The 20,283-nt window shown below is 67.0% G+C and carries 18 protein-coding genes, 1 tRNA gene, 1 other RNA gene and 1 pseudogene; 4 read left to right on the plus strand and 17 right to left on the minus strand.

The window, feature by feature from the left end:
* Positions 1–24 precede the first annotated feature (24 nt).
* The 4 genes from ftsL to rnpB form a co-directional block, all read right to left on the minus strand.
* Entirely contained in the window at positions 25–912 is an 888-nt protein-coding gene (ftsL, locus tag HLH28_RS02250) for a cell division protein FtsL (protein ID WP_182953726.1), read from the minus strand.
* On the minus strand, positions 909–1,931 hold the full coding sequence (gene rsmH / locus HLH28_RS02255) for a 16S rRNA (cytosine(1402)-N(4))-methyltransferase RsmH (protein WP_182953912.1): 1,023 nt from the start codon (positions 1,929–1,931) through the stop codon (positions 909–911). The genes ftsL and rsmH overlap by 4 nt, the downstream gene beginning before the upstream one ends.
* A 5-nt stretch (positions 1,932–1,936) precedes the next feature.
* Positions 1,937–2,428, minus strand: coding sequence for a division/cell wall cluster transcriptional repressor MraZ (mraZ, locus tag HLH28_RS02260; RefSeq protein WP_182953730.1), 492 nt, complete (start codon positions 2,426–2,428; stop codon positions 1,937–1,939).
* 319 nt (positions 2,429–2,747) lie between these two features.
* Positions 2,748–3,162: RNase P RNA component class A (gene rnpB / locus HLH28_RS02265), an RNA gene on the minus strand.
* Positions 3,163–3,248: 86 nt separating this feature from the next.
* Between rnpB and HLH28_RS02270 the strand changes: the two genes are divergently transcribed.
* Positions 3,249–4,241: an alpha/beta hydrolase gene (locus HLH28_RS02270; protein ID WP_182953733.1), complete on the plus strand. Its 993-nt coding sequence runs from the start codon at positions 3,249–3,251 to the stop codon at positions 4,239–4,241.
* Positions 4,242–4,259: 18 nt separating this feature from the next.
* Here the strand turns inward: HLH28_RS02270 and petA are convergent, their stop codons facing one another.
* From petA to zwf, 3 genes are all read right to left on the minus strand, one after another.
* Positions 4,260–4,922: a ubiquinol-cytochrome c reductase iron-sulfur subunit gene (gene petA, locus HLH28_RS02275; RefSeq protein WP_182953735.1), complete on the minus strand. Its 663-nt coding sequence runs from the start codon at positions 4,920–4,922 to the stop codon at positions 4,260–4,262.
* A 100-nt stretch (positions 4,923–5,022) separates the two neighbouring features.
* Positions 5,023–5,463, minus strand: a complete 441-nt coding sequence (locus tag HLH28_RS02280; protein WP_182953739.1) for a hypothetical protein — start codon at positions 5,461–5,463, stop codon at positions 5,023–5,025.
* A gap of 5 nt (positions 5,464–5,468) precedes the next feature.
* Positions 5,469–6,947 (minus strand): glucose-6-phosphate dehydrogenase, encoded by a 1,479-nt coding sequence (zwf, locus tag HLH28_RS02285; protein WP_182953742.1) that lies wholly within the window; start codon positions 6,945–6,947, stop codon positions 5,469–5,471.
* A gap of 254 nt (positions 6,948–7,201) precedes the next feature.
* On the opposite strand from zwf, the gene HLH28_RS02290 reads away from it, so the two are divergent.
* Together HLH28_RS02290 and HLH28_RS02295 are read left to right on the plus strand one after the other, a co-directional pair.
* A complete protein-coding gene (locus HLH28_RS02290; protein WP_182944311.1) occupies positions 7,202–7,474 on the plus strand; it encodes a DUF2312 domain-containing protein in 273 nt (90 codons plus the stop codon).
* Positions 7,475–7,572: 98 nt separating this feature from the next.
* Positions 7,573–8,256, plus strand: a complete 684-nt coding sequence (locus HLH28_RS02295; protein WP_182953746.1) for a hypothetical protein — start codon at positions 7,573–7,575, stop codon at positions 8,254–8,256.
* Positions 8,257–8,451: 195 nt separating this feature from the next.
* Here HLH28_RS02295 and proB read toward each other — a convergent pair whose 3' ends face one another.
* The 4 genes from proB to rplU all read right to left on the minus strand — a co-directional run bounded on the left by proB (position 8,452) and on the right by rplU (position 11,523).
* Positions 8,452–9,579, minus strand: coding sequence for a glutamate 5-kinase (gene proB / locus HLH28_RS02300; RefSeq protein ID WP_182953749.1), 1,128 nt, complete (start codon positions 9,577–9,579; stop codon positions 8,452–8,454).
* Complete coding sequence (gene obgE, locus HLH28_RS02305) at positions 9,576–10,643, minus strand: GTPase ObgE (RefSeq protein ID WP_182953752.1); 1,068 nt, start codon at positions 10,641–10,643, stop codon at positions 9,576–9,578. The genes proB and obgE overlap by 4 nt, the downstream gene beginning before the upstream one ends.
* A gap of 226 nt (positions 10,644–10,869) precedes the next feature.
* On the minus strand, positions 10,870–11,139 hold the full coding sequence (gene rpmA, locus HLH28_RS02310) for a 50S ribosomal protein L27 (protein WP_182944307.1): 270 nt from the start codon (positions 11,137–11,139) through the stop codon (positions 10,870–10,872).
* Positions 11,140–11,208: 69 nt separating this feature from the next.
* Positions 11,209–11,523 (minus strand): 50S ribosomal protein L21, encoded by a 315-nt coding sequence (rplU, locus tag HLH28_RS02315; RefSeq protein ID WP_182944306.1) that lies wholly within the window; start codon positions 11,521–11,523, stop codon positions 11,209–11,211.
* Between the two features lie 272 nt (positions 11,524–11,795).
* Here rplU and HLH28_RS02320 point away from each other — a divergent pair.
* Positions 11,796–11,885, plus strand: a tRNA-Ser gene (locus HLH28_RS02320).
* Positions 11,886–11,997: 112 nt separating this feature from the next.
* Here HLH28_RS02320 and HLH28_RS02325 read toward each other — a convergent pair.
* The 6 genes and pseudogenes from HLH28_RS02325 to HLH28_RS02350 form a co-directional block, all read right to left on the minus strand.
* A complete protein-coding gene (locus HLH28_RS02325) occupies positions 11,998–12,834 on the minus strand; it encodes an aldo/keto reductase (protein WP_182953754.1) in 837 nt (278 codons plus the stop codon).
* Positions 12,835–12,933: 99 nt separating this feature from the next.
* Positions 12,934–14,475, minus strand: a complete 1,542-nt coding sequence (gene hpnR / locus HLH28_RS02330) for a hopanoid C-3 methylase HpnR (RefSeq protein WP_182953757.1) — start codon at positions 14,473–14,475, stop codon at positions 12,934–12,936.
* Between the two features lie 1,001 nt (positions 14,476–15,476).
* A complete protein-coding gene (gene guaD / locus HLH28_RS02335; RefSeq protein ID WP_182953760.1) occupies positions 15,477–16,847 on the minus strand; it encodes a guanine deaminase in 1,371 nt (456 codons plus the stop codon).
* Between the two features lie 66 nt (positions 16,848–16,913).
* On the minus strand, positions 16,914–19,103 hold the full coding sequence (locus HLH28_RS02340) for an FUSC family protein (protein ID WP_408869804.1): 2,190 nt from the start codon (positions 19,101–19,103) through the stop codon (positions 16,914–16,916).
* Between the two features lie 167 nt (positions 19,104–19,270).
* Positions 19,271–19,960, minus strand: coding sequence for a glutathione S-transferase N-terminal domain-containing protein (locus tag HLH28_RS02345; protein ID WP_182953763.1), 690 nt, complete (start codon positions 19,958–19,960; stop codon positions 19,271–19,273).
* Positions 19,961–20,169: 209 nt separating this feature from the next.
* Positions 20,170–20,283: pseudogene (locus HLH28_RS02350) on the minus strand (IS5/IS1182 family transposase); the annotation flags it as partial.

Here is a 20,283-nt window from a genome sequence, read left to right on the forward strand (position 1 = left end):
GCCTGCGCGGTTTGCGATAGGTCGTCAGTTACTGACGGGAACGGGCGGCGGAAGGGCGCCGGAACGGGTGAAGCCCAGCGAGGATCCCCTGCCGTACCCCCGTGCCTCCTGATACGGCGCCGGGGGGGCTGCCGGTCGCCAGGCCGCCACGGCGATCGGCGCCGGACGCGGCGGGTGGTCGGCCGCCATCCGGGTGATCGGGCCGGCGGCGGCAGGCGGTAGCACGGGGCGCTGGGCACGGGCAACGGTAAGGGCGGCACGGTGTTCGATGTTATGTGTCAAATCGGGCGAAATGGCGGCAGGCCGCGCCGGATGGGGCGCAATGGTGTGCAATGCGGCCTCCTGCACCGGGGGGGATGCGGCCTCGGCCATCATGACCGGACGCTCGGTCCGGGTCGGACGGTCGGACCCGGCGGAACCGCCGGCCACGGGACGATGCGCGGCGGCGACGCGGACGGGTTCTTCGGCCGTCAGGTGGGGGGGAAGCGCGGTCGGCGCCGCCGGAACGGTCCCGCCGCTGGCCACGCGCGCGGCCGTCTCGGCCGGCGGCAGCGGCGATGCGGCCGCCGCCAGGGTCGCGCCGATCGTCGCGCGCGGGTTGGCCACCGGCAGCGGCTTCGATCCCGGGGCGGGCAGATGGTCGGCCAGCGACGCCATCTGGATGAATTGCGTCGGCGCCATCGGCCGGATCCCGGGCAGGAAGCGGGCGGACAGCGTCCCCAGCCGGTCAGGCTGGTTCAGCAGCGCCCATTCCGCGCGCATCATCGCGGTCTGTTCGCGGATATGCTGCGTGTCGGCGACGATGCGCGAGATCTGCTGATCCAGCAGCGTCGTCTGATGCTTCTTGGAATAGAGGAACAGCCCGGACAGACCGGCCATCACGGCGCAGAGAAAGGTGAAGGACCGGATCATGGGCGACGTTCCGTGGTCAGGGGGTGTCGGGTCGGGGCCGCGGGGTCCGGGACCCCGGGGGGCGCAAGGCGTTCGATCGCGCGCAGGCGCGCGCTGCGGGCGCGCGGATTGGCGCGGCATTCCGCGTCTGTGGGGCGCAGGGCCTTGGCGGTCAGCAGCCGGAAATCCGGCGCGTCCCGTTCGGCGCGCATGGCGCCGGGATCGTGGCGCGAAGGGGCTGGCATCCGTCCGGCGGCGCGGTTCATCGCCCGCTTGACCAGCCGGTCTTCCAGCGAGTGGAACGACACGACGACAAGCCGGCCGCCCGGCGCCAGCATCTCGGTCGCCTGTTCCAGGCCCGAGACGATCTGCCCCAGTTCGTCATTCACATGGATACGGATGCCCTGGAACGATCGGGTGGCGGGGTCGATGCCCGACCTGTCGCCCGGGACGACCGAGCGGATGATATCGGCCAGGCGGAACGTCGTCTGGATCGGGGCCTCGGCGCGGGCGGCGACGATGGCGGCGGCGACACGGCGGGACCGCCGCTCCTCGCCATATTCATAGATGATGTTCGCCAGGTCGGATTCCGCCATCGTGTTGACGATGTCGGCCGCCGTCGGGCCGGTGTCGCCCATGCGCATGTCCAGCGGGCCGTCCGTCCGGAACGAAAACCCGCGTTCGACTTCATCCAGCTGGAAAGACGACACGCCCAGGTCGAGCACGACGCCATCCAGCACCGGTGCGTCACGTGCCGCCAGCAACTCGCGCATGTCGCCGAAGCCGCCCAGCACCATATGCAGGCGCGGTGCCCCGTCCGGCGCGCGCAGTTCGGCCTGCAGCGCCTCGCCCCGCCGGATGGCGGCGGGGTCGCGGTCGATGGCCCACAGCGTGCAGTGCGCGGCCGACAGGATGGCGCGGGCATAGCCGCCGCCGCCGAACGTGCCGTCCAGATAGGTCGCGCCGTCGCGGGGGGCCAGCATGTCCAGCACCTCCGGCAGCATGACGGGGATGTGGCCGGTGGCGGGCAAGGGGGGGATAAGGGTCATTGGGTCGCCGCCCCGTTGCCGGACGGCGAGGACGTGCCGCCCCGTGCGGGCAAGGCCACCTGGCGCGAGCGCGTCCGGGCCTCGGCGCGCCTGCGCTCGGCGGCGGCGGGTTCCCAGATCTGGAAGATGCGGCCAAGCCCCATGAACGCCACGCTGTCGGTCAGGCCGGCATGTTCCTTCAGCGCGTCGGGCAGGATGATCCGCCCCTCGCGGTCCGAATCCGCGGGATAGGCGTCGGCATAGAGCGCCGCGGCCATGTCGTCATGATCGTCGGAGAACATGTCCAGCCGGTCCAGGGGCTGGCTGAGGGCGGCGAAGGCTGCGGTCGGCCAGGCCTCGATACACGGATGCTGGTGGGACGGGCGCAGGATGACGAGCGATTCGCCTGCGGCGGCCTGGGCGCGCAATGCCGTGCGGAAGCTGGCGGGAATCGAGACGCGCCCCTTGGCGTCGAGGCGATTCTGATGGGTGCCAAGGAACACACTCACGCTACGCGATGCCCCCCTTGGCTGGTTGTGCGGCGATGGACCGTCGATCCCGTTTTCTGAAACCCGCATCGTCCGGGTTTTCATGGGATATCATGGGATTTTATGGGACGTCAAATTAAACGCATCGAAATTCTGGCGGAAAACCGCTGTTTTTTGGTGATTCGCCAAGTCCCGATCTCCCTGCTGCCAATCGAGGTGCGTCCAGACGCGATCCAGGCGGTATGAATACGGATGTTTCCGTTATGTTCTATTTATGAAGACCAGAACGCACGGCATCCGAACCGGGAAAACACCCAGGAAAGAGGGGACGAAGGAAGGAAATGCCAGATGGTCTGTAAGCCGGGTTCTGTCCACCTTCTGACGAAGGGGGGCGACCATTCCTCTGGGACGCGCCTTGCGGCGCGCCTCACGCGACCAACCCGAACGACGGGGCGGAGACCCCCGACGATCCCGCGCGACGGCGATTCGTCTGTCGTTCCTATTCGGTCTTGCTCCCGGTGGGGTTTGCCCTGCCGCCTGCGTTACCGCACGCGCGGTGCGCTCTTACCGCACCGTTTCACCCTTGCCCGCACCATCTCCGGCAAGCCGGAATGCCGTGGGGGCGGTTTGTTTTCTGTGGCACTTTCCCTGGGGTCGCCCCCGCCGGCCGTTAGCCGGCACCGTTCCTCCGTGGAGCCCGGACTTTCCTCCATCGCACGGAAAATCCATGCAACAGCGGTCGCCCGACCATCTGGCCTGCGGAAACTGACGATGCCGCCGGGTTGCGTCAAGGGGGAATGCGCCGCATCAAGGACGGGCAACGGGATGGAGGGATGCTGGAATGGCTCTCGGACCGGAACGGCGCGCGGGGCCGGGCCTCGTGGCGCGCCTTCTGCTGCGGCACCTGGCCAGCCGGGCCACCGGGCGGGCGCATGTTCCCCGTTCGCTGGAAGGCATCAGGCGGTTGCTGGACCGTCCATGCTTTCCCCAGCGCCTGTCCGGCCTGCCCCTGCGCCGGGTGCTGCATCTGCGTGTGCCGGGGGCGACGGAATTGCGTCCGGCGCGGCTGTACATTCCCCATGGGCGCGTCAGGGGGGCGGTCCTGTTCATGCATGGCGGCGGATTCGTCCATTGCGGGCTGAACTCGCATCACGGGATCTGCTGCCGCCTGGCCCGCGCCTCGGGGGCCGCGGTCCTGTCGTACGATTATCGCCTGGCGCCCGAACATCGTTTTCCCGCGGCGATCGAGGATTGTCGCGCCGCGCTGGACTGGCTGGCGGGCGAGGCCTGGCGCTGGGGCGGGCGCGTGGCGGTCGCGGGCGACAGCGCGGGCGGCAACCTGGCGGCCGTGCTGGCGCTGCTGGCGCGCGACGGGGGCGGCCCCGACCTGGCGATGCAGTTGCTGTACTACCCGTCCCTCTATGGCGCGCGCGATGTGCCGTCGCGCCAGACCTACGGGCATGGCTACATGCTGACGACCCGGCTGCTGGAATGGTACGCGCAGCAATATGTCCGCACGCCGGACGATCTGCGCAATCCGCTGGTCGCGCCGATCTTCGCGCCGTCACTGTCAGGGGTGGCGCCGGCGGTGATCGTGCCGGCCGAATGCGATCCGCTGCATGACGAGGGCACGGGCTATGCCGAGGCCCTGCGCGCGGCGGGCGTGCCGGCGACGGTACGATGCTATCCCGGCACGATCCATGGCTATCTGAACCTGTATTCGATCATGCCGTGGGGGAAGGCGGCCATCCGTTTCGGTGGAAGGCAGCTGCGTGCCGCCTTTGCCGGCAGGTCGATTTCCAGGACCGCTTTTGGCGTCCAGGGGCAGTCCTGATCCCGGGCTTTTCCCGCGTCAGATCTGCAGGATGTTGGAAAAGTCGAAATCCGATCCGGGCGGATTCTGGCCGACGCGGATCATTGTCGGGCTGGGCATCGAATAAGGGGGGACCGGCAGGTTGTAGGGCGCGGGCGCGCCGATGAAGACCCGTCCGGCCAGGTCGAATTTCGACCCGTGGCAGGGGCAGGCATAGCCCCCGGGCCAGTTGGCGACCGGCGTGCTGGGGTCCGGTGTGGGTGCGTAGGTCGGCACGCAGCCCAGATGGGTGCAGATCCCCACCACGACCCCATATTCGGGCACGATGGAGCGATGCCAGTTCGTGGCATAGGGCGGCTGCTGCATCATGCCGGATGCCCCGTCGCGCAGGCGCGCCTTCAGCGCGGCCTCCTGCAGTCGCGCCAGGGAGTCGGGGGTGCGGTGGGTGATGAAAACCGGGTTGCCGTGCCATACCACCGTGATCTGCTGGCCCGGCGGCAGCTTGGAGACGTCCACGTCGATCGGGGCATGGGCGGCGGCGGCATCGCCCGGCCGCAGGCTGTCGAGAAACGGCCAGGCGAAGGCGGCGACACCCGCCCCGGCGGTGGCCAGGGTCACCAGCGTCAGGAAGTCGCGCCGCCCGGCCGTCGGGGCGGTGTCGGCCGGTATCGGTCCGGGCCGGGTCTGTCCGGTCGTCGTCATCTGCGTCCTGTGTGCCGGTGTCTCCGGGACGATGCCCGTTCGCATGTAGGTAGCCGTGCCGCCGCCCGGGCTGCAAGGGGCCGGGCCGGCGGGAGGGGAACTAGCGGGGCAGGGCGTGGAACTGCCCGGGCGAGCCCCAGTCCGTCTGCGCGGTCTGCGCCAGCCGGTCGATCTTCAACGTGAACAGCTTGGGCAGCGTGCCCTTCGCGCCGGGGCAATGTCCCGAATGCTTTTCCATCACGTCGAAGCGCACCGCGTCCGGCGGGTCGTTGCCGTTGACGATGAACAGCAGGCAATCGCCGCGCGTGTCCGTCATGCCGTTATGCGTGACCACGGTACGGAAATGCTCGACCAGGGCGGTGTCGTCGAACCAGTTGGCATGGCGGAACGTGATCTGGTCCGCCGCCTGGTCCAGCCAGCCCATGCGCGCGCTGATCACGGCCAGCAGTGCCAGGGGCACGACCAGCAGCACCCGCCTGACGATACGCTGGCGCATCGTCAGGCGGGGACGTCGTCCCGAAAGAAGGGGGTCTCGAGCCATCCGGATTATACCATGTCCTCGTGCCATTGATGGCCGCTGCGCGCCAGCAGCGCCTTCGCCGCGGCCGGGCCCCAGCTGCCGGCGGGGTAGGATTCCAGCGGCACCTTGTTCTCGCTCCAGCCCTTCAGGATCGGATCGGCCCAGCGCCATGCGGCCTCGACCTCGTCACGGCGGATGAACAGCACCGGGTCGCCGCGCACGACGTCCAGCAGCAGCCGCTCGTAGGCGTCCGGATAGCGGGTGCTGAATGCCGTTTCGAAGGCGATGTCGATGTCGGCCCGGCGCAGGGCCAGGGAATCGGTCGGCGTCGGATCCTTGGTCGAAACCGACAGCGTCACGCCTTCATCGGGCTGGATGCGGATGACCAGCCGGTTCGCATCGGGGCGGGTCGGGAAGATCGACCACGGGGCGGCCTTGAACTGGATGACGATCTCGCTGCACTTCTCGGCCATCCGCTTGCCCGACCGCAGGTAGAAGGGCACCGTGCCCCAGCGCCAGGAATGGATTTCGGCCCGGATGGCGACGTAGGTCTCGGTGCTGCTGGTCGCGTCCTGGCCCAGATCCTCCAGGTAGCTCGGCAGGGTCTTGTCGCCATTCTTGCCGCGCGTGTACTGGCCGCGCACCGTAAAGGTCGCAACGTCTTCCGGTGAGATGGGGCGCAGGGCGTGCAGCACCTTGAGCTTCTCGTTGCGCAGGCTGTCGGCCTCCAGCGAGCCCGGCGGGTCCATCGCGACCAGGCACAGCACCTGCAGCAGATGGTTCTGGATCATGTCGCGCAGCGCGCCCGACTTGTCATAATACGGACCGCGTCCCTCGACGCCTACCGTCTCGGCCGCCGTGATCTGGATATAGTCGATCGCGTCGCTGGACCACAGCCGTTCGAACACCGGGTTGGCGAAGCGCAGCGCGATCAGGTTCTGGACCGTTTCCTTGCCCAGGTAGTGGTCGATGCGGAAGATATGGTTTTCCGGGAAATGCTTGCCGACCCCGTCATTGATGGCGTCGGCGCTGAGCAGGTCGGTGCCGATCGGCTTTTCCAGCACGACCCGGGACTGCGGCGTCACCAGGCCCTGGTTGCTCAGGTTCTCGCAGATCTGGCCGTACAGGCCGGGCGCGGTCGCCAGGTAATAGACCCGGATGCGGTCGGCGGGCGTTTCGGCCAGCAGGGATTTCAGCGCGGGCCAGGTGCTGTCGGCCTCGGCGCCGTTCAGGCTGACGTAATGGACCAGGTCCAGGAAACGGCGCGCCGTGTCGTCGTTCAGGTCTTCCGCCTTGACGAAATTCCGCAGTGCCTTCTCGGCGCGGGCCTGATAATCCTCGCGCGACAGCGGGGAGCGCGCGGTGCCGATGATCCGGGAATCGTCGGGGATCTGCCCGTCGCGATAGCGGTAGTAGAGCGCCGGCAGCAATTTGCGCATCGTCAGGTCGCCGGTTGCCCCGAACACAATGTAGTCGAACGTATCCACGGGTGGGAGCTGAGCCATCGAAGCGGCCTCCTGCAAGGTTCTGATTGTTGCAATTGGGCGGCGCGCGGGCGCGCGTAGGCCGGCACCCTTGCCGTGGAGACGACCTGCCTTCGTTGGGTTTGGGCCGAGCCCCCCTTGGCTGTCAAGTTGCCATTGACCGGCCGCCACCGTCACGATAAGCCCGCCGTTCCCTTCGCGCCCGGCCTGGTTTTCCATGTCTGCCGGGCCGGGCGGGCGAGGTTCCAACCACGATGCTGGAGGCATGCGGTTCCATGGATGCGGAAAATTTTGCAGGCGACGACAAGGCGGCGGTCGGTGGAATCGCGGCGGACCGGCTGCGCAGCATCATCGAGCGGGTCGAGCGCCTGGAAGAGGAACGCAAGGCCCTGGCCGGCGACATCAAGGACATCTTCACCGAGGCGAAATCCGCCGGCTTCGACGTGAAGGTCATTCGCCAGATCATCCGCCAGCGCAAGCAGGAGCCCGCCGAGGTGGAAGAGCAGGAGACCCTGCTGGACATCTATCGTCGCGCCCTGGGTATGTGACATTCTGGGCATGTGACGTTCAACGGGACCCTTGCGCCGGACGGGGCTGATCTGGTCAGACTGGCGTTCGGATCCGTTCATTTTCTGGTCGTGTGCCGATGCCGTTCCCGTTTTCCGACTGGATGCCCTGGTGGCTGCAGCTGACGCTGCTGATCGCCGGGACGTTGTTCGCCTTCGTGTGGCTGCTGATGCCCTTTGCCGTCTTCGGCCTCAAGGGGCGGCTGGACGCCATTGCGCTGCAACTCGAGGATTTGCAGGCCGAATTGCGGGTCCTGGCCCTGGCGCCCGAGGACCGGCGTCCCGCGATGGCCGCCCCGCCGCGCGTGGCCGTCGCCCCGGTGGTGGAACCGGTGCCCCCGCCGGCACGCCTGGCAGAGCCCCCCGTCGGCAGCCGGGTCAGCGATGCCTACGTGCCCCGCCCCGAACGCCCGGTGGCGCCCCGTCCGACCCGGTTCGACCCCCCGCCCGCAGTCGAGGTCCCGCGTTCGCCGCCGCCGGTGGAACCACCGCCAGCCGCCCCGCCGCGCCCCGCGCTCCGTGCCCCGCTGGAGGATGCCCGGCCCATGCCGTGGCACGACCGGCCGGTGGCCCCGCCGTCCGATCCCCTGCCGTCCGCGGGCCCGCGGCGGACCCCGTCCGTCGAGCGTTCCCCGATGACGGACCGGGGAATGGATCCCAGGCAGGTGGACCGCGGGTCGGCCGATCGGGGACATGCCGATGACGAATGGGGCGCGCGGCGTCCCCGGTCGGAACCGACCCTGCGCTGGCCACCCCGAACCTGAGCCGCCTGCAGGCGGACTTTGACGGAACGAATACTGAATTTCCGGCGGTCCGGCGGCGCTGTGCGGCGGGTAGCCAGGTGTTCGTCCGGAGATTCGGCCTGGCGACGAGGGCACCCTTATGGGCCGCCCGTCGCGAAGCACGGAAAACGCGTGGCATATCGCCGCCAGACCGAATGTCCGGACGGAGTTAAGGGACTATCTCAGGACCAGGTCGTCGCGGTGGATCATTTCGTCGCGGCCGCGCCAGCCCAGCAGGCCCTCGATATCGTCCGAGCGGTGGCCGGCGATCTGGCGCGCATCGGCGGCGCCGTAGGCCGACAGGCCGCGCGCGACCTCGCGGCCATCCCGATCCGTCACCACCACCAGGTCCCCGCGTTCGAACGTGCCGGTCACGCTATGGACGCCGGCCGGCAGCAGGGATGATCCCGCCGCCAGCGCATGGCACGCGCCCGCATCGATCGCCAGGCTGCCCGCGGGCGCCAACCCGCCGGCGATCCAGCGCTTGCGCGCCGAGCGTCCATCGGGTGCGGGCAGGAACCACGAACAGCGCGCGCCGTCCAGCAGGCGCGACAGTGGCCGCATGTCCTTGCCAATGGTGATGACCATGGCGCATCCGGCCTGCGTCGCGATCCGCGCCGCCATCAGCTTGGTCCGCATGCCGCCCGAGGAATAGCCGGGCGGCGGCGCGCCGCCCATCGCCTCGATCTCGTCGGTCAGGGCCGTGATGACGGGCAGGTGTCGCGCGGCGGGGTCGGTACGGGGGTCGGCGGTGTACAGGCCGTCGATGTCGGACAGCAGGACCAGCTGGTCCGCGCCCGTCATCTCGGCCACGCGGGCGGCGAGGCGGTCATTGTCGCCGAAGCGGATCTCGGTCGTCGCGATCGCGTCGTTCTCGTTGATGACGGGAATGCAGCCCAGGCCCAGCAGCGTGTCCAGGGTGGCGCGGGCGTTGAGGTAGCGGCGGCGATCCTCGGTATCCCCCGGCGTCAGCAGCATCTGGGCCGCGACCAGCCCGTGGGCCGACAGCGCGTCGGCCCAGGCCTGGGCCAGGCGGATCTGCCCGACCGAGGCCGCGGCCTGCTTTTCCTCCAGCCGCAGGGTGCGCCGGGTCAGGCCCAGGCTGTGCCGCGCCAGCGCGATCGCGCCGGAGGAGACGACGATGACATCAGCCCCGTTCGCCCGCAGGGCAGCGATGTCGCGGGCGACGCTGTCCAGCCAGGTCGTGCGGGGCGCTGCCCGGTCCGGATCGACCACCAGCGCGCTGCCGATCTTGACGACGACGCGGCGGGCGGCCTTCAGGTCCGGCAGGACAATGGAGGTCATGTCGCGGCGCCGTGGTCCGTGGTGCCATGGTCGGCGACGCCGGGGGCGGGACCGGCCTCGCGTTCCGCCTCGCGGGTCGCGGTGACGCGATCCTGAAGCAGGCGCAGGACGGCGTCCACGCCCTGCCGCGTGGCGCCGGAGAGGGTAACGACCGGCTGGCCGCTGGCCTTTTCCAGCGCCCGGCGGCGGCTGGAAATCTGCTGCGGCGTCATGGCGTCGGTCTTGTTCAGGGCGATGATTTCCGGCTTGTGGGCCAGGCCGCCGCCATATTCCTCCAGCTCGTGCCGGATGGTGCGCCAGGCTTCCACGACATTGCCGGCGGCCCCGTCGATCAGATGCAGCAGGACCGCGCAGCGTTCGACATGGCCCAGGAATCGGTCGCCCAGCCCGGCGCCTTCATGCGCGCCTTCGATCAGGCCGGGAATGTCGGCGATAACGAATTCCTCGGCCACCGACAGGCGTACGACGCCCAACTGCGGGTGCAGGGTGGTGAAGGGATAATCCGCGATCTTGGGCCGTGCCGCGGATACGACCGACAGGAAGGTGGATTTTCCCGCATTCGGCAGGCCGACCAGGCCGACATCGGCGATCAGCTTCAGCCGCAGCCAGACCCAGCGTTCCTCGCCCGGCCATCCCTTGTCGGCGCGGCGGGGGGCGCGGTTGGTGCTGGTCTTGAAATGGGCGTTGCCGTGGCCGCCGTCGCCCCCATGGCACAGGACGATGCGCTTGCCGGGCTGGTCCAGGTCGGCCAGCATGGTTTCGCGGTCCTCGTCGAAGATCTGGGTGCCGATCGGAACCTGGATCACCACCGGGGGCGACGCCGCACCGGTCCGGTCGGAACCCGCGCCGTTGCCGCCCTTGCGGGCGCGGAAATGCTGGGTGTAGCGGAAATCGATCAGGGTGTTCAGATTGCCCGCGGCCTCGAACACGATGTCGCCACCGCGTCCGCCACGCCCGCCGTCGGGACCGCCGAATTCGATGTATTTCTCGCGCCGGAAGGCGACGACGCCATCGCCGCCATCGCCGGATTTCACGTAGATCTTGGCCTGATCGAGGAATTTCATCGTCATTGGTCCGGTCGGGGTGGAACGGCGTGGGCTGCCCGCACCCGGTATATAGAGCAGATCGCATTTAGGTCGCAGACCTGGATGCGTGAAGATGCCCTATAAAACAAAGGTCTAAAGCACGCGCAGGGGATCGGCCCGGTCGCGGCGGCCTCCGGGACGCAAAAAGGGCCGGTCGTGAGGACCGGCCCTTTCCGGGTCGAAAGCGGTCCCGAAGCGGGAAAGCTTACTCGGCGGCGATCGGCAGAGCCTCGACCGAGACGTGCACGCGGCCTTCGGCGCGACGCTCGAACTTCACCTGGCCGTCGACCAGCGCGAAGATCGTGTGGTCGCGGCCGAGACCGACATTGCGGCCGGGCTTCATTTTCGTGCCGCGCTGGCGGATGATGATGTTGCCGGCGATCACGCTCTCGCCACCGAACTTCTTGACGCCGAGACGTCGGCCCGCGCTATCGCGACCGTTGCGGGACGAACCGCCTGCCTTTTTTTGTGCCATTGCCTGAACTCCTGAATCTGGTCTGACCTGATGATCCTGTCCGGGGCGTCACTGCGCCCCGCGGCGGATTCAGGCGGCGTTGATCGCGGCGATGCGCAGTACGGTCACCGGCTGGCGATGGCCGTTCTTGCGGCGGCTGTTCTGCCGGCGGCGCTTCTTGAAGATGATGACCGTATCCAGACGGTCCTGCGCGATGACCGTCGCGGTGACGGTCGCGCCGGCTACGGTCGGGGCACCGATGGTGGTGCCGCCTTCGCCGCCGACGGCGAGGATTTCCGTGAAGGTCACGGTGGACCCGGCCTCGGCGTCGAGCTTCTCGACCTTGAGCACGGTGTCCGGGGAAACGCGATACTGCTTTCCGCCAGTGCGGATGACTGCGAACATCTTACCTGTCTTTCCGATCTCTCGGCGCGTGCGGCCCCGGCTGGAGCAGGCGACGCAACCCAGTCGCTTTTTGTCTTTGGCCATGCGGACATGGCGATCCCCCGTCTGCGCGGGGGCGAGGTGCGGCTTTTAAGGCCACCGTCGCATCCGCGTCAACCCGCTTTTGCCGGGTGGGGGGGAGGCAACGGCGCATTATGCTGAAAAAACGTCCCAGGGTGTCTTGCGCGGGATGTGGGGCCACCTTATAAGCCCGATCCATCGTCGCTGCCAATGGAGAGGTGCCGGAGCGGTCGATCGGGGCGGTCTCGAAAACCGTTGTGCGTGCAAGCGTACCGTGGGTTCGAATCCCACCCTCTCCGCCAAATTTCCTTATGTCAAATACGTCGGGTACATGCCGCGTACGCCGGGTGTGGACTGCCGGCCCGAGCAGGTTATGGCCGGCGCCGAAGTGCCGGCAACCCGTGTTATCCTTGGTCAGAACTCCTCGTACCGTGCCGGGTTCTGGTCGAACGTCCGCCCGTCTGGACGGGCCAGCGTCGCGATGGATGCCATGTCCTCGTCAGTCAGCGAAAAATCGAAAATCGACATGTTCTCGATCTGCCGCGCGCGTGACGCCGCCTTGGGAATCGGGATCGCACCCACCTGGTGATGCCAGCGCAGCACCACCTGCGGGATCGACTTGTCCAGACGTTCGGCAATTTTGCCCAGCAGCGGGTCCGAGATCAGCTTGTTGGCGCGCCCCAGCGGGCTCCAGGCCTGGGTGGCGATGCCGTGCGCGGCATGCCAGGCGCGCAATTCATCCTGCGGGAAATAGGGCGATAGTTCGACCTGGTTGATGCTCGGCGCGACGCCGGTCTCGTCGATAAGGCGCTGGATGTACTCCGGCAGGAAATTGCATACCGCGACCGAGCGGATCATTCCGCGCTTCCTGGCCTCGATCAGGGCACGCCAGGCCTCGACGTAACGATTTTGCGCCGGATTGGGCCAGTGGATGTAATAGAGATCGTAATAGTCGAGTTGGGCGCGATACAGGGATTCCTCGACCGTGGCGATGGCCTCGTCGAAGGCGTGATGGCGTCCGGGCAGTTTGGAGGCGATCCGCAGATCCTGTCGCGCGATGCCGCTGTCGCGCACAGCCTTTCCCACCGCGCCTTCGTTCTCGTAATTGAATGCGCTGTCGAGACCCCGATAGCCGACCGTGATCGCGTCCCTGATGCTGTCCGCGCCGGATGCCCCATTCAGCCTGTATGTACCGAAGGCAAGCACAGGAACTGTCATGCCGTCATTGAGGGTGAGATCCGGAATGGTCATGCAGCATGCCCTTCTCGTCAGTCTGATTGATCAATTGTCGTCTTCGACCGGGAACGATGACGGTCTTTCATGAAATTTCCGGCCTCTGCGAGGCTGGTATTATTCGGCCGGCGTCATGCGGGTTTCGTCCACGAACCGCTCGGTCGCATCGTCGATGGTGCGGCTGCGCCGTCCGACGGGGGCGTGGACGTACAGGGCCTTGCGGTCGATCTTTTCCGTCGCCTCGGGCTGCGGCGGCATTTCATAGCGTGGCACGCGGCGGTGGTCGGCCAGTTGCAGTTTCGGATTGAAGACCGAATTGAATTTCCAGATCATGGTCAGGAAATTCGTCTGTCCGCGCAGGGCCAGGCGCAGGGCGATGCCCAGCGTGTCCTTGATGGCGCTCCAGCCCAGATGCTTCTGGTTCAGCACCTGCTGCGTTTTCACCAGTTCTTCATAGAATTCTTCCAGCGGCAGCGTGGTCGGCAGCACCGCGTGCTGGATGTCGAACAGGCGATAGTCCCGCGTCGTCAGGCGTCGTGCCTCGCGATGCCAGATTTCCGTGCCCGGATATGGCGTTGTCACCGAGATATTCACGATATCAGGAATTTCCAGGCACCACTGACGGATGACCTCGAAGCGCTGCCGGTCCCACGACGGGTCGGCGATGATGTTGATCGCGACGATCAGGCCCAGCGACCGCGCGAATTCCAGCGCCTCGAAATTCCGGTCTACCGACACGCGCTTGCGAAAATGCTTCAGCCCTTCCTCATCCACGGCCTCCATGCCGATGAAGATGTAGCTGAGCCCCAGTTCCTTCCAGAACCGGAAAACCTCCTTGTTGCGCAGCAGCACGTCGGCGCGGGTCTCCAGGTAATATTCCTTGCGGATGCCGCGGCGCCTGATTTCCTCGCCGATCGCCATGCCGTGTTCGGCATGGACGAAGGCCACGTCGTCGACGATGAAAATGCCCGGTTCGCGGATCGCCTCCAGCTCGTCGGCGATCACGCGCGGGCTGGCGGTGCGATAGGACCGGCCGTAAAAGGTCCAGGCACTGCAGAACGTGCAATCCCATGGGCAGCCGCGCGCGAATTCTATCGACGCCGCCGGATCGAGCGTGCCGATGAAATATTTCTGCCGGTGCCGCAGCAGGTCGCGCGCCGGTCTAATTTCGTCCAGCGAGGAGACGAAGACCGGTGGCGGCCCTTCGCCCGTCATGGTCACGACGCCGGGTACGGTGGTGATGTCCTGCCCGGCCTGCCGCGCGTCCAGCAGGCGTCCGACGGTGGCGTCGCCTTCGCCCTTCAGGATGCAGTCGATCGCCCCTTCGGCCAGGGTCAGCACATCGCGCGCGATGAACGACACCGAATGGCCGCCGACGAACAGGAAGACGCCGGGCATGCGGGCGCGCGTCTCGCGGCACAGATCGACGATTTCCGGGATATTGGCCAGGTAACTGCCGGAAAAACAGACGGCGTGGGGACGGAATTCCTCGATCATCCGCCAGTAGTCGCGGTGCGTTTCCACCTGCAGGTCGATGATCTGTACGGTGTGGCCGGCCAGTCGCGCCGCGCCTGCGACCAGTTCCAGCCCCAGCGGTTCGAGGCGCAGGAAAACCTTCGTGTACATCAAGGCGCTGGGATGGACGGCGAGTACTCTCATTCTGACACCTCGATCTGCGCGAACGGGCGCGCAAGGGAATGAAGTGGAGACAATGCCAGCAGGCCCCGGAGAGCCGTTCGGTCAATAGCGTGTCGCAGACATGAGTATTTTTCAGACGGATCCGGATCTGTCATCCGGATCATATGTAATGACACTTATGCGTGAGGGGATGGAACCGTATATCGGGGATGTTTCCGTTCTGATTATTGTCCGCAGAGATCAAAGATATCGGTGGATATTGAGGTCTGGACCTGCGATCTGCCAGCGAATTCATGAAGATGTGAACAGGGTGTGCCGCCCTGTCATGCACAGGACGGCCTATCGTGGGGTCGATCATCCATGGCAGACTAAAATCGGAAACGCGGCCAGGGATCCCATCCTGGACATCAAGTTGTCTCAATCAAGGAAAGTGGGAATAGGGGTGTCGAGCGCGCAAGGCGACATGGTTCAGGGCACGCGACAGGAAGGACCGTTGAAATCGTTTTTTCGAAACCGGTGGCGTGGCAGGCGAGATGCGAGTCAGAAGGTGGCCTGATGTGCAGCCAGACACGAGGACGCTGCCGTTAACCTGTTGACCGAACCCGGTGGGCCACCGCGCATCAGGACGTCGCGGATGAAAGTCTCGCAGGCTGTGATAATCTCCCGTTTCTCGGGCTCCTCGATCGAGGGCGGTCTTTTGATCCAGATCCTGTTATCGGCGATGTTCGTGATCCATGGTCGTTATCCTCCTGCTTTGCCCCGCATGTCGGGCGAAGGGGAATCCCGAAGCCGCGTCGTTGGTTCGTCGATACCGGCGATGCCCGGATAAACGACATGATCCGGGCTGAAGCCGTCACGTTCCTGCGCCAGCACGAGGCGCAATCGGCCGCGATGGTGAGGGGGCGTGCTCGATATCCGTGCGAGGAAGGAAGCGGCTATCCGGAGGCGAGGCGCGCCCCCAGTGCCCTATCGGGCGAGGGCGATGCCGCTGAACGGATAGTTGGAAGCGGATCCGGACATCATCAGCGGAAGGAGACAGCCGGGTGCGTGTGGGCCGGGTCATCCCGGTCATGGACCAGTTCGCCGGCTACGTAGGTGGCGCGGACGCTGCGGTCGTCGCCCAGCATCATCAGGATGAACAGCAGGTCCTCGATCGTCTCGCAGGTCTCGGCGCGCTGGGCCATGAGGGGGGTTGCCTTCGGGTCCAGCACGCACAGATCGGCCTCCATGCCCACCGCCAGGGTGCCGATCCGGTCGTCCAGATAGAGCGACCGCGCGCCCCCTGCCGTGGCCAGCCAGAAGGCCTGTGCGGGATGCAGCCTGCGCCCGGTCGCCTGCGCGACCTTGTAGGCCTCGTTCAGCGAGCCGAGCTGCGACAGGCTTGTGCCCGCGCCGACGTCGGTGCCCAGGCCGACGCGCACCGGACGCCGGACATCGACGGCGTCGAACAGGCGGAACGACCCGCTGCCCAGGAACAGGTTGGAGGTCGGGCAGTGCGCCAGCGCGCAACCGGCCTGATGGCAGGTGCAGAAATCGTCCTCGTCGACATGGACCGCGTGGCCCAGGACACTGCGAGGCCCCACCAGGCCGGCATGGGCGTAGACATCCAGATAGGACGCGCGGTTCGGAAACAACCGGCGGATCCACGCGATTTCGGCGGTATTTTCGGCCAGGTGCGTCTGCATGAACAGGCCGTCGCGCTGGCGCAGCAGGCTGCCGGCGAGATCGAGCTGTTCCTCGGTGCTGGTGGCGGCGAAGCGCGGCGTCACGGCATAGAGCTGCCGCCCGCGGCGATGCCACCGATCGATCAGCGCCAGCGAATCGTCATATCCCCCCTGCGCCGTGTCACGCAGATCGTCGGGGGCGTTGCGGTCCATCAGCACCTTGCCGGCCACCATACGGGTGTTCAGGCGCGCCGATTCGTCGAAGAACGCGTCGACCGACTGCGGATGGACGGTGCAGTAGACGGCGGCCGTGGTGGTGCCGGCGCGCAGCAGTTCGCGCAGGAAGCGGCGGGCCACGGCGCGGGCATGGCCCGGATCGGCAAATTTGGCCTCGGTGGGGAAGGTATAGCGTTCCAGCCATTCCAGAAGCTGCTCGCCATAGGCCGCGATCATCGGCAATTGCGGATAATGGACATGCGTGTCCACGAACCCGGCCGACAGGAGTGAATCGGGATAGGTGGTGACCGGGATCCCGTCGGGGATGGTGTGGCGCAGGGCCTCGAACGGGCCGAACCGGCTGATCCGCCCGTCCTCGATCAGGATAAGGGCATCGTCCTCATGCACCAGGGCGTGGGCGGGATCGTCCAGGAACGGGTCGGCGCGGAAGGTGACGGCCCGTCCGCGCAGGGCGCGGGTCGTGGTGGGGCCGGACGACGGGGGCTGGGTCATCGAGGGGGCTCGGCGCTGAATCGGGGGGATGGTTGTGCCCGTTTCAGCGCCCCGGCGAAAGCCGCATCATGCCGCGACGATGCGATAGGGGCGGGAGGCGTCGAGAAAGGCGGCATTGGCGTCGAGTTCATAGGAGATGACCAGCAGATAGGCGATGGCGCGGGTCATTTCGATACGCGCGCCGATATTGGTCTCGCGCGCTTCGATGCGGCGCAGGCTGGCGGTGGCGGCGCGCGCCGCATTGGCGGTCCGGCCATACCGGCCGGTGAACTGCGCCATGCGGCCCAGGACCAGCGTAATGGGGCGGCGGGCCTGGAGCGGCAACTGGTCGCGGGCCAGGACGGTGCGGAGCCGGATGATGTTCAGGCCGATGGTCATCGCCGACAGGGTGCCTTGCAGATAGGCCTCGATCGTCGGCGTCGGCGTGGGTCCGGCATGGCGGATCAGGCGCGAGAACCGGTCGGTATTGCGGCCGATCCAGTCGCGGACCTGCGGCACCGGCGTCGCCGATGCCAGGTGGCGAAGATCGTGGAGGTTGCGGTTGCGCATCCGCCACCGTTCGTCGGCGCTGCTGAACGGCAGGATGGTCCGGAAGATCAGCACGGCGAAGCCGATGCTGCACAGCAGGGCGAACGAGGCATTGAAATACGCGATCTCGTTCAGGCGCCCCTGGTTGGACGGCCCCACCAGGTTCGGCAGGAACAGCGTGTAGGCCGCCGCGGCCCCGGCGGTGGCGGGATTGCGGGTGGCCAGGCCGCCGGCGATCATCGGCAGCGCCAGGCAGGCGGCCAGCATTTCATATTCGGCTGGGCGCGGCAGGATCAGCATCACCAGCACGAATGAGACACCGACGGCCCAGACCGCGCCGCGCAGGAAGTTCATCGTGCCGACGACCGGGTTTTCCCGGGTCGCGAACAGGCCGCAGGTGACGGCCACCATGGTGATGAAGCCCAGGCCGCTGGGCCAGGACGTGACCTCCCAGATCAGGCCGGCCGAGGTGATGGCGACGGCGGCACGGATGCCGTTATGTGCCGCTTCCTTCAGGTCGCGGTGCGATTGCAAGCGGAAGTGGAAATGGTCGCCGCGCACCACGTGCTGGCTGGCGTCGAATTCCTCGATCGCCTGCTGCAGCTCGGCCAGCAGTTCTTCCAGCGCGCTGTGCAGGATACGCAGGTCCAGCAGGGCCTGGATCTGGGGGCTGCCGGGCGGATGCTGGCCGTTGGTCTCCTCGGTCAGGGCATTGACGACCTGCTGGCGGCAGACGGCGCGCAACGAACGCAGATCCTCGATCACCAGGGGAATGCCGTCGTCGTCTTGCAGGCGCGGCGCCAGGGCCAGCAGGAAGGTCCGCACCAGCAGCGACGTCTCGACGAAGGCCTGGGGCGCGGCGCCCAGCGCCTTCATGCGCGCCGTCATGCCCAGCCCCCGCGACAGCAGGACCGATACGGCCGCCAGGGCCGCGCGGGCGTGGTCGCCCTCGTGCCCGTGCGGGCCCATTTCGATCTCGCTGAATTCGATCTGGTCGTTGATCGACAGCAGCGCGCCGAACAGCGCGCGGGACCGCACGAAAGCCTGCTCGTCCCCCGCCAGCAGGTCCGCGATGGCGACCGAGGCACTGGACAGCGCGGTCTGCAGCTTTTCGCGGATATTGCGGCGGGCGGTCTGGGCCAGATTGTGGGAGAACAGGCCCGCGATCAGGCTTTCGCAGACGAGACCCAGGATGATGTAGGTCGAGCGCGCCATGGCGATCATGAAGACGTCGTCCGGGCTGCGGATCGCATCCAGCGCAATGATGGCGCAGGTATAGCCCGACAGGACCAGCGCGTAGGACCGGAAGTTCCGCACCAGCGTCGCCAGCCCGCAGCACAGGCCGATCCAGATCCCGATCGCGGGGAAGAACAGCCAGGGCGCCTGGGGGAAGGCCGCGATCAGGGCCACGGCCGATACCGCCCCGACGACCGTGCCGACCAGGCGCCAGCGCGCCTTGGACAGGCTTTCGCCGCGTGATCCCTGGGCCACGATCCAGACCGTCATCGGCGCCCATTGCGGACTGTCCAGTTCCATCCACAGCGCCACGACCAGCGCCAGCAGCGCCGCGATCGTCGTCCGGACGGCAAAGCCCAGGGCGTCGGCCTTTGGCGCATACAGCCATTTCAGGCGGTTCAGCCGGTCATGGCCTGGCGGACGGATGGTATGCGGACGCCACAGCGACAGGCGGGCCAGCAAGGCGGAAACGGAACTCTGGACGACAGGCACGATGCGCAGCTTCCGGCACGACGGGGGGTATCCGGTGATAGAACAGAAGGCGTCGGACGGTAACGATGGCGAGATCGCATATCTGTCATCAATCATCTGCGTCCGGGACAACCCGGTCCTGGTCCCCCGATGAACGCGGATGATGACGTGGGCAGCGGGGGATGGAGTCAGCCGAGAGCGGCGTAGATCGCCGCCCGGTCGGCGGGTTCGCGAACCGGGGGCGTGCCGTTCCGCACCGCGTCGACCAGGCCGTACGCCCGCCGGGTTGCCGGGCGGGCCGAGATGCGTTCGTGCCACAGGCGCAGGTTGGGAAACTGCGTCAGGTCCTGGCCCTGGTTCACCGGCAGGATCCAGGGATAGCAGGCCATGTCGGCGATGGTGTAGGCGTCGCCCCCGATGAAGTCACGACCTGCCAGATGGCGGTCCAGCACGCCGTACAGGCGCTGCGTTTCCTTGGTGTAGCGTTCGATCGCATAGGGGATCTTTTCGGGCGCATAGAGACGGAAATGATGGTTCTGTCCCGCCATGGGCCCCAGGCCGCCCATCTGCCAGAACAGCCATGTCATGATTTCGGTTTCCTCGCGCACGGCGGTGGGCAGGAACTGCCCGGTCTTGCGGCCGAGATAATAGAGGATCGATCCGGATTCGAACATCGGGATCGCCGGGCCGCCATCGGCCGGATCGTTGTCGACAAGGGCGGGGATCCGGTTGTTCGGCGCGATCTTCAGGAATTCCGGGGCGAATTGCTCGCCCTTGCCGATATTTACGGGAAACAGCCGGTAGGGCAGGCCGGTCTCCTCCAGAAACAGCGTGATCTTGTGCCCGTTGGGGGTGGTCCAGTAGTACAGATCGATCATGGTGTCTCCTGACGCCTGCCGAGGCAGGCTTCCGGTCGGTAAGGCGGCGATCATGTACCCAAATGCCGACCTTGCCAAAGCCGGTCTTGGAACAGGGGCGTGTTCCCGGGCGGCACTGACTGCCCGCCCGGCACGCCCGTGGCGTGCCGGCAACGGCATCATCGCGCAACGGGCGCTGGTTCCCGCGTGGGGATTACGACTAGAGGGTGTTATGCACCGTGAGCGAGTATAGCGGCGTTTCTGAGCATGAAACATGCGAAAGCGACGACATGAAGACTTGCGAGCGTTGAAGCGTAACGCTCGTAATCCTTGACGAGCCTGCG

The sequence above is a fragment of the Gluconacetobacter tumulisoli genome, from assembly GCF_014174155.1.
Taxonomy (GTDB): domain Bacteria; phylum Pseudomonadota; class Alphaproteobacteria; order Acetobacterales; family Acetobacteraceae; genus Gluconacetobacter; species Gluconacetobacter tumulisoli.